7 protein-coding genes are annotated in these 7990 nt (G+C 37.5%); 4 read left to right on the top strand and 3 right to left on the bottom strand.

From position 1 onward, the window contains the following. Positions 1 to 232: 232 nt before the first annotated feature. Complete coding sequence (locus FOT98_RS18185; protein WP_063262216.1) at positions 233 to 940, top strand: M48 family metallopeptidase; 708 nt, start codon at positions 233 to 235, stop codon at positions 938 to 940. A gap of 193 nt (positions 941 to 1133) precedes the next feature. Here the strand turns inward: FOT98_RS18185 and FOT98_RS18180 are convergent, their stop codons facing one another. Both FOT98_RS18180 and FOT98_RS18175 read right to left on the bottom strand, forming a co-directional pair. Further along, positions 1134 to 1829, bottom strand: a complete 696-nt coding sequence (locus FOT98_RS18180) for a hypothetical protein (protein WP_063262215.1) — start codon at positions 1827 to 1829, stop codon at positions 1134 to 1136. Positions 1830 to 1844: 15 nt separating this feature from the next. Beyond that, positions 1845 to 2954, bottom strand: a complete 1110-nt coding sequence (locus FOT98_RS18175; RefSeq protein WP_061678072.1) for a mandelate racemase/muconate lactonizing enzyme family protein — start codon at positions 2952 to 2954, stop codon at positions 1845 to 1847. A 92-nt stretch (positions 2955 to 3046) separates the two neighbouring features. On the opposite strand from FOT98_RS18175, the gene FOT98_RS18170 reads away from it, so the two are divergent. Beyond that, positions 3047 to 4318, top strand: a complete 1272-nt coding sequence (locus FOT98_RS18170) for a hypothetical protein (protein WP_063262214.1) — start codon at positions 3047 to 3049, stop codon at positions 4316 to 4318. On the opposite strand, the gene nhaC is transcribed toward FOT98_RS18170, so the two are convergent. Next, a complete protein-coding gene (nhaC, locus tag FOT98_RS18165) occupies positions 4307 to 5728 on the bottom strand; it encodes a Na+/H+ antiporter NhaC (protein ID WP_063262213.1) in 1422 nt (473 codons plus the stop codon). The genes FOT98_RS18170 and nhaC overlap by 12 nt on opposite strands. Before the next feature lie 277 nt (positions 5729 to 6005). Here nhaC and FOT98_RS18160 point away from each other — a divergent pair, with 277 nt between their 5' ends. Both FOT98_RS18160 and FOT98_RS18155 read left to right on the top strand, forming a co-directional pair. Continuing rightward, positions 6006 to 7121 (top strand): M20 peptidase aminoacylase family protein, encoded by a 1116-nt coding sequence (locus tag FOT98_RS18160; RefSeq protein ID WP_063262212.1) that lies wholly within the window; start codon positions 6006 to 6008, stop codon positions 7119 to 7121. 214 nt (positions 7122 to 7335) lie between these two features. Continuing rightward, complete coding sequence (locus FOT98_RS18155; protein WP_063262211.1) at positions 7336 to 7944, top strand: SAM-dependent methyltransferase; 609 nt, start codon at positions 7336 to 7338, stop codon at positions 7942 to 7944. Positions 7945 to 7990: the final 46 nt, after the last annotated feature.

Genomic DNA, 7990 nt, shown 5'->3' with positions numbered 1-7990 from the left:
ATAAGGAAGAACTGCTCTTTTTCGAAAGGGTGGTGCAAGTGGGAAAACGATAGTTCGTTGCCAGTACCAACCAAAAACATACTTGGGGTGTTACCATAAGGTGGCATGAATGCTAGAGCGTCAACTGTCTAGCGATAGACGAAAAGACCTAGTGTTCTAACTCAAGCCCCCACTGAAATGTTTTATCTTAGTGGGGGTAGTTGACTTGTAAAATAATACACTAGGTGATGAAATGGTACATACATATTTAGGTGAGACAATTCATTTTCATATAACTTATAAAAAGAAAAAGTCGGTGCGTCTTTTTGTAGATTCGTACGGAAATGTGGAAGTGCAGGCTCCAAAGGGAACACCTGTTGAATACTTAGTCCAGTTGCTAGAGGAGAAATGGGATTGGATTCAGAAAACACGTAAGGAAATGCAAGAGCGAGCGCTTGGACCGCAGGAAAAGGATTATGATCAAGGAGAGGGCTTTCTATATTTAGGAAATACGTATCCGATACAGATTTCTCAAGATGCAAGTATTACGCAAGACAGTGCAGTGTTTGAAGGAGATAAGCTACATATTTATGTGGAAGAGCTTAAGGATGAGAAAATCCAGCAGGCTTTAAAACGATTTTACTATAAGCAGTGTAAGTCATTGGTAGAGAAGAGTATTAAAGTGCATCAAAGTAACTTCAAAACAAAACCACGTTCTATTCGTATTACAGATAGTAGTCGCACGTGGGGTACTTGCGATTCAAATTTACAGCTAACATTCAATTGGAAACTAGCGATGGCACCACAGCGAGTAATTGATTACGTAGTTGTTCATGAAATGTGCCATATGGTCCATTTAAATCATGATCGATCTTTTTGGCGTCTTGTCGGGAAAATAATGCCTGATTATAAGGAAATGGAGAATTGGTTAGCATTATCTAGTTGGAAGATGACGGTTTAGTAATGCGCTTTATATAGGTTGCGATTATTGGCAATGTGTGTCGGTAAGTCGATATATTTCAAAAATCGCTGATATATTTGGAGTTGCGCCGATATATTTCAAAAATCGCTGATATATTTGGAGTTGCAATCGATATGTTCAATGAAGAAAAAGGAGATGTCACAGCAGACATCTCCTTTTTCTTACTTAGCAATTATCGTCCAAATTTCACAACAAAATCTTCGTCTATTTTCTCCAATCCATACCCATGATACCCCTCTGAAAGCAACGCCTGCTGTCCACCAGCATCGCTCATCAGAACGTTCTCAATCTCTGTCCAATCTCTCTCCTTGTCCCCACGCAATTCCTTCACAAAAACATACCGCATACTACCACCATATTTCTCCTTCAATGCAGCAATCTCCATTCCTTGCGCAAACTTATCCTTCAAACTCGGAATGTTAAAAGGGGCAACGGTGCAACAAACATAGTCGTATTTGCTATCTTCTTTTTGTAATTCGTCCATAATAACTGTAGCTAATATTTTTTGCATCCCATTTCCTCGGTTGTTTGGGTGAACATTTGAGATTTCTTGATAGATGACGCGGTGTAGTTCGCTTTCTGCTATACCAATATCAAGTCCTAAATGTTCATCGTCAATAGGAGGGACGAGTAGGGCACGAAATGCGATGAGTTCGTTTTCGATAAAAGCACCGATCATCATGCCGTTTCCTTCTAGAATGTATTGAAATTCTTCTAACGAGAGTGGTTGTAGGCGACTTTTATCCTCTAGCGCTTCAACTACAACGTTTTGTAGTGATAAGATTTGATCGATGTGCTCTAGTGATAGTAATGTAACGTGAAATGGCTCGTTATTTTGTTTTAATGATCCTTTGTATAGAACTGTCATGTGTTTAGTCCTCCTTTAGCGTACAACGTCTTGAAAGACGGTTAGTTCTTGTAATGTATCTTCATTTATTTCAATGCCGAGTCCTGGCTTTTCGTTTAAGCGAATAAATGGTACGTCGTAATGCAAGTTTCCGATGTCTTTCGTGAACTTTAATGGACCTGTAAGTTCAACGCTCGTAATGATTTTTTTCGAGAAAGCGACATGGAATCCTGCGGAAGAGGCAACGGATGATTCGACCATGGATCCAACTTGGCATTCAATGCCGGCCATTTCTGCTTGGTGAGCGAGTTTTACAGCGGGATATATGCCGCCGCACTTCATTAGTTTGATATTTACTTTATCAGCCGCGTCTAATTTAATGATTTGGCGCATTTCACGAGAACCTTTTAATCCTTCATCAATCATAAGCGGAAGGTCTGTTTTCGAACGAATGTGAGCCATTGCGTCAATATCGTCTGCGACAACAGGCTGTTCAATCCAATCGATGTTTAAATGAACTAATGAACGAAGTGCTGTTAATGTGTTGGCGCTATTTTTCCACCCTTGGTTTACATCAACACGAATTGCGATATCATTTCCTACACGTTCACGTACCGCTTCAATTCTTTTTACATCTTCGTTTACATTCGTACCGACTTTCATTTTGAAAGATTGATAACCTTTTTGAATCATGGAAGCAGCTTCTTCAGCCATGTCTTCAGGTTTGGCGATACTTAAGACGTGAGTGACAGGGAAGTCTTCATGGTAGCGCCCGCCAATTAATTGATATACAGGTTGATTTAGTTTTTTGCCCATTATATCAAAACAAGCAATATCAATCGCAGCCTTCGCAGTAGGCACACCGTAAATTGTATTGTCCATCATATCGTGTATTTTCTCGATATTCATTGGATTTTGCCCGATGAGCGCAGGAGCAAGTGTATGTTTTAAAGTATGGAAAGTACTTTCCCATGATTCGCCTGTAACGTGATCATCAGCAACACCTTCACCGTAACCGATAATACCTTCATCTGTTTCCATTTTGACGATAATAGAAGGCATATCAGAATAAGAACCATAACTAATAACAAACGGATCGCGAAGCGGTAAACGAATTGCATAAAGATGAATAGCTGTAATTTTCATTAGGTAGAGACCCCTTCCTGTTTACAATAGTTTTGTACATTTGATATAGTTGACGTTAAATAGTCGTTAATTAATGATAAGGAGTTAGAAAAATGATGATAAAAATTGCAGTCGTCGGTTCAAAAGAGTTTATGGAGACACTTTTACCTATTGCTCATAAACTAGAAGAAATAGAGATTGATCCATATATTTACCTTCATCCGGCAGAATCTTCTGAACTATTAACGCGTTTAAAGCCTTGTGACTTCATCTTTTTCTCAGGTGCTTTACCTTATTATATGGCAAAAGAAATAAGAGAACAATTACGAATTCCAAGTACGTATTTACAGCAAGACGAGACCACTGTCGTATCTTCCATTCTTTCTGTCATGTATCACCAAGGAATTCAACCACATAAAATTTCAATTGATTTAGTAGACAGCTCATTCATTACAAATGTGTTCCATGATATCGGTATAAAAGAAAGTCCACAAGTGTTTGATTATGAAAATATGCTGTGGAGTAAAGATGAAATAAATAGAGTTACGGATTTTCATATAGCTAAATATCAATCAGGAGAAGCTCATTTAGCTTTAACTAGTATTCACGCTGTCTATGATGAACTACAAAAAATAGGTATTCCTTCAGAGCGTATGATAGATCCGAAGCAATCCATTATACATGGGTTAAAAGATGCAAAAATAAAAGCTGAGTTAGCAAAAAGCCATTCAGCTACTGTCGGTGCTTGTATGATTTCTTCTTTAGAATTACGAGAAGATTTGCTTGAGCAATTAGATGCCATTTCAAAAGCACTACATGGTTCATTTAAAAAAGTTGATGAAATGACGTTCATTTTGTATACGACTCGTGGTGATATTGAATCGATTATAAAAACAAATATGATAAATACTTTATTTGCGAGTATAGAAGGAACGATAGCTATTGGATTTGGTTACGGGAAAACTGTGAAAGAAGCGGAGCAAAATGCTAAAATCGCTCAAAGTTTCGCGAAGAATAATCCAATAGACCACTGCTTTTATATACTAACAAGTGATAAAGAACTATTTGGTCCGTTCCCGAAAGAACAGAGAGTACAAAGTTTGAAGAATGAAAATCCGGAACTCATGAAAATAGCGAAGGAAACGAAACTTAGTCCAGCAAACTTATCAAAAATTATTCAATTTAGTCAATCACATTCGTCATTGAAGTTTACAGCAGCAGATCTTTCTGAATACTTACAAGTGACTCGCCGATCAACAGAAAGGTTATTAAAGAAACTAGTTGATTATGGATATGCTCATATTTGCGGGGAGGAAATGCCCTATCAACAAGGGCGCCCTCGCGCAATATATGAACTGAATTTACCGTTATCTTTAAGCTTCTAATTGAGCTTGTTGTTTTTTTAGTAGTTCTGCTTTTTCAATGTCTGATAGTTTCGTAATTGTGAGACCAGTTATGCCGTAAAGGATTGAAATAATAGGTACGATGAAATTCAATATAGCATAAGGAGCATATTCGAATGCGCCAACTCCAAGTGTTGCGAGTATAAATACACCACATGTATTCCATGGTACGAAGACAGAAGTTAATGTTCCGCCATCTTCTAATGCTCTGGATAAATTTTTAGAATGTAGTCCTTTTTCTGTGTATGCATTTGCGTACATTCTTGAAGGAACAACAATTGAAATATATTGTTCAGAGCAAGTAAGGTTAGTTGCAAAGCAAGATGCGATAGTAGAAGCGATAAGCCCTTTTGCTGATGTCGCTAATTTTAAAATTTGATTTACAATTGAGCGAAGAATGCCAGTATGTTCTAGTACCCCTCCGAAAGTCATAGCGACAATTGTCATAGAAACTGTATTCATCATCGAATCTAAGCCACCACGGTTAAAGAGTTCGTCTACTAACTTGTTGCCAGTGTCTATGACAAATCCATTTTGGAGTGCACCAACAGATGCGGAGACAGAACCGCCTTGAATAAAGACTTGTGATAAAAATCCTAAAATAATACCTACCAGAATAGCTGGGATCGCAGGAACCTTTTTAGCGACCAATACCATAACGACTACAGGTATGATTAATAGGAAAGGTGAGATAACAAAGTTTTGTTGCAATACTTGTAACGTTTGATCGATACCTTTTGCATCAATATTGTTAGCGCCGAAGCTTCTTCCTAAGAACGCATAAACGATAAGAGTAATAAGTAAACCTGGAATTGTAGTAAATAACATATGACGAATATGTGTGAATAGATCTGTATTTGTTAATCCTGCAGCTAAGTTTGTTGTGTCTGAAAGCGGTGACATTTTATCGCCGAAATAAGAACCGGAAATGATAGCACCGGCAACCATTGGAGCTGGGATTCCCATACTTAGGCCAATTCCCATTCCTGCAACACCAATTGTTCCCATTGTAGACCAAGAGCTACCGATAGCTAATGCAACAATAGAACAAATAATTGTAATTGAAACTAAAAATAGCGATGGAGTTAAAAGATTTAAACCGTAATAAATCATTGTTGCGACGATTCCGCCGCCAATCCAAGCACCAATCGTTAAACCTACTAGAATAATGATAACGATAGCGGGTAATGCGAGGCGAATTCCTTTATACATTGCTTCTTCGATATCGTGCCATTTGTAACCGTAACGCCAAGCTACGATAGAAGCAACGGTAGTACCGATAATAAGTGGGACGTGAGGGCTTTGTTTTAATACAACAATTGTAACCATCATAACTGCAACTGTAACGATAACAGGGATCATTGCTACGCCAAAAGGTATTTCTTTTTTCATAAACTGCCTCCTCATTATGTATGTTTGTATTTTTAGAATTGTCGCAAAATAGACGTTATTAAATTATAATAACTAAAAACTGATATGAGCGTCAATAAAAAAACAGAAAATAAGGAATCTTCTATCGTTATAGAGTGAGTGGAAATAAGTTGTCGATCGTATTTAAAAATAAACAATTGACTTTTTTCTTAAAATTCAATATGTTCATAAAAACATCTGTTTTTCATAAGTATAATTAACCTGAATGGTTTTGGAATTTGGGAAGGAGAATGTAGCTTTGAAAACATTAGAACTACAAGAGCGTTTAACTGAAATTTTTCAGTATTTACATGAAAACCCTGAAGTGAGTTGGAAGGAGTATGAAACGACAGCGTATATTACTAACTTTTTAAAAGAAGAAGGAATTTCATATAAAATATTTGATGATTGCCCAGGCGTGATTGCTGAAATCGGAAGCGGGAATCCAGTTATTGCGATTCGTGCCGATATGGATGCACTTTGGCAAGAAGTGGACGGAGAATTTAAAGCGAATCATTCATGTGGTCACGATGCTCATATGACAATTGTGATGGGGCTTATTTTACAATTGAAAAATATGAGATGGAATAGTGGAACAGTTAGATTTATTTTTCAGCCGGCAGAGGAAAAAGGAAATGGTTCTTTAAAGATGGTAGAGAAGGGGGCTGTGGATGATGCTGACTTCTTATTTGGTGTTCATTTAAGACCGATTGAAGAACTACCTTTGAAACAAGCTGCCCCGTCTATTCGTCACGGAGCAGCAGGATTTTTAGAAGGAACGATTCATGGAGATGATGCACACGGGGCACGCCCACATCAAGGGATAAATGCAATTGATGTCATTTCTATGATCAATATCGGTTTGAAAAATATATGGCTACCACCGCAAAGTTCCTATTCAGTGAAGATGACAAGGTGCCAAGCTGGTGGAGATAATTTAAATATTATTCCGGGGAACGGCCATTTTAGCTTAGATGTCAGAGCAGAAAATAACATATTACTAAATGAATTGAAGCAAAAAATAGAGCGAGTAATTCTGTCGGCTGAATCAATGGGATCTAAAGTATCGTATGAGTGGATCGATCTCGCGCCAGGAGCTGAAGTGTCAGAAGAAGCTGAGCGCTTTATGCGAAAAGGCATTCTTGAAGTGTACGGAGAAGAGGGATGCACTGGACCACTGTATACGACAGGAAGCGATGATTTCCATTACTACACAGTGAAGAGACCACATTTAAAAGCTGTCATGCTTGGACTAGGGGCTAACCTACAACCTGGATTACACCATCCGTATATGAAGTTCGATCATAGTTGTATTATGGATGGGGTAGAAATATTGAAACAAACTGTATTGAAAGTATTAGAGGACAGGGGCTAGAGAGCTCCTGTTTTTTTGTCGTGAATTGTCGGTAAGTCGATATTCCTTGTCGAAACGTCGATATATTGAAAAAATCGTTGATATATTTGAAGTTACGATAGATATATTCAGAAAATCGTCGATATAATTTCACGTATCAGTTAATCCAATGAAAAATGAGTCTCCAGTACATGGTGTATAATAATAAGTACCATTTCTTAATAGGAGAAAATCAATGAACGAACAATATTATGATGCAGTTTTAAATATAAAAACTGTCGGTGAGCAAAAGGGCTTTAACAAGTCTATGCACTATCATCGTTATGAACCAACGCCATATAGCGGATTAGATGAACTATTAAATCAATATGAAATAAGAAGTAGCGACCGAGTTGTAGACTTTGGATGCGGAAAAGGACGATTAAACTTTTACATGCACCATAAGTGTGGCGCTTCAGCGGTTGGAATTGAAATGAATGAAGAGTTTTATAAAGAAGCAATGGATAATCTAGAGCGCTATGCACGAAAGGTAAGAAACAGTAAAGATAAGATTGGGTTTGAATGTTGTTTAGCGCAGGAATATGAGATTGATCCACGTGATAATCGGTTTTATTTCTTCAATCCATTTTCTGTACAAGTATTTATGAACGTAGTAAATAATATTTTACTTTCGGTAGAAGAGATGGAGAGAGAAGTGGATATTATTTTATACTATCCTTCTGAAGATTATATTTTCTTCTTGGAGAATCAGACTGCGTTTGAGCTAAAGAGGGAAGTAAGGTTACCTGGGGCTTATGAGAAGAATGCGAATGAGAGGTTTTTAGTTTATACATTAAGATTATAAAAAAAGCAGGTGCCAAGGCACCTGCTTTTTTTTACTCACGTCTATA

Origin of the sequence: Bacillus sp. HY001, from assembly GCF_007558965.1 — a bacterium.
Lineage (GTDB): Bacteria > Bacillota > Bacilli > Bacillales > Bacillaceae_G > Bacillus_A > Bacillus_A mobilis.
This window is presented reverse-complemented; position numbering and strand designations above follow the sequence as displayed.

Excerpts from the sequence above, each read along its gene's own strand:
- FOT98_RS18185 (WP_063262216.1), top strand. The coding sequence starts at position 233 with ATGGTACATACATATTTAGGTGAGACAATTCATTTTCATATAACTTAT.
- FOT98_RS18180 (WP_063262215.1), bottom strand. The coding sequence starts at position 1,829 with ATGACAGTTCTATACAAAGGATCATTAAAACAAAATAACGAGCCATTT.
- FOT98_RS18155 (WP_063262211.1), top strand. The coding sequence starts at position 7,336 with ATGAACGAACAATATTATGATGCAGTTTTAAATATAAAAACTGTCGGT.
- nhaC (WP_063262213.1), bottom strand. The coding sequence starts at position 5,728 with ATGAAAAAAGAAATACCTTTTGGCGTAGCAATGATCCCTGTTATCGTT.
- FOT98_RS18175 (WP_061678072.1), bottom strand. The coding sequence starts at position 2,954 with ATGAAAATTACAGCTATTCATCTTTATGCAATTCGTTTACCGCTTCGC.
- FOT98_RS18170 (WP_063262214.1), top strand. The coding sequence starts at position 3,047 with ATGATGATAAAAATTGCAGTCGTCGGTTCAAAAGAGTTTATGGAGACA.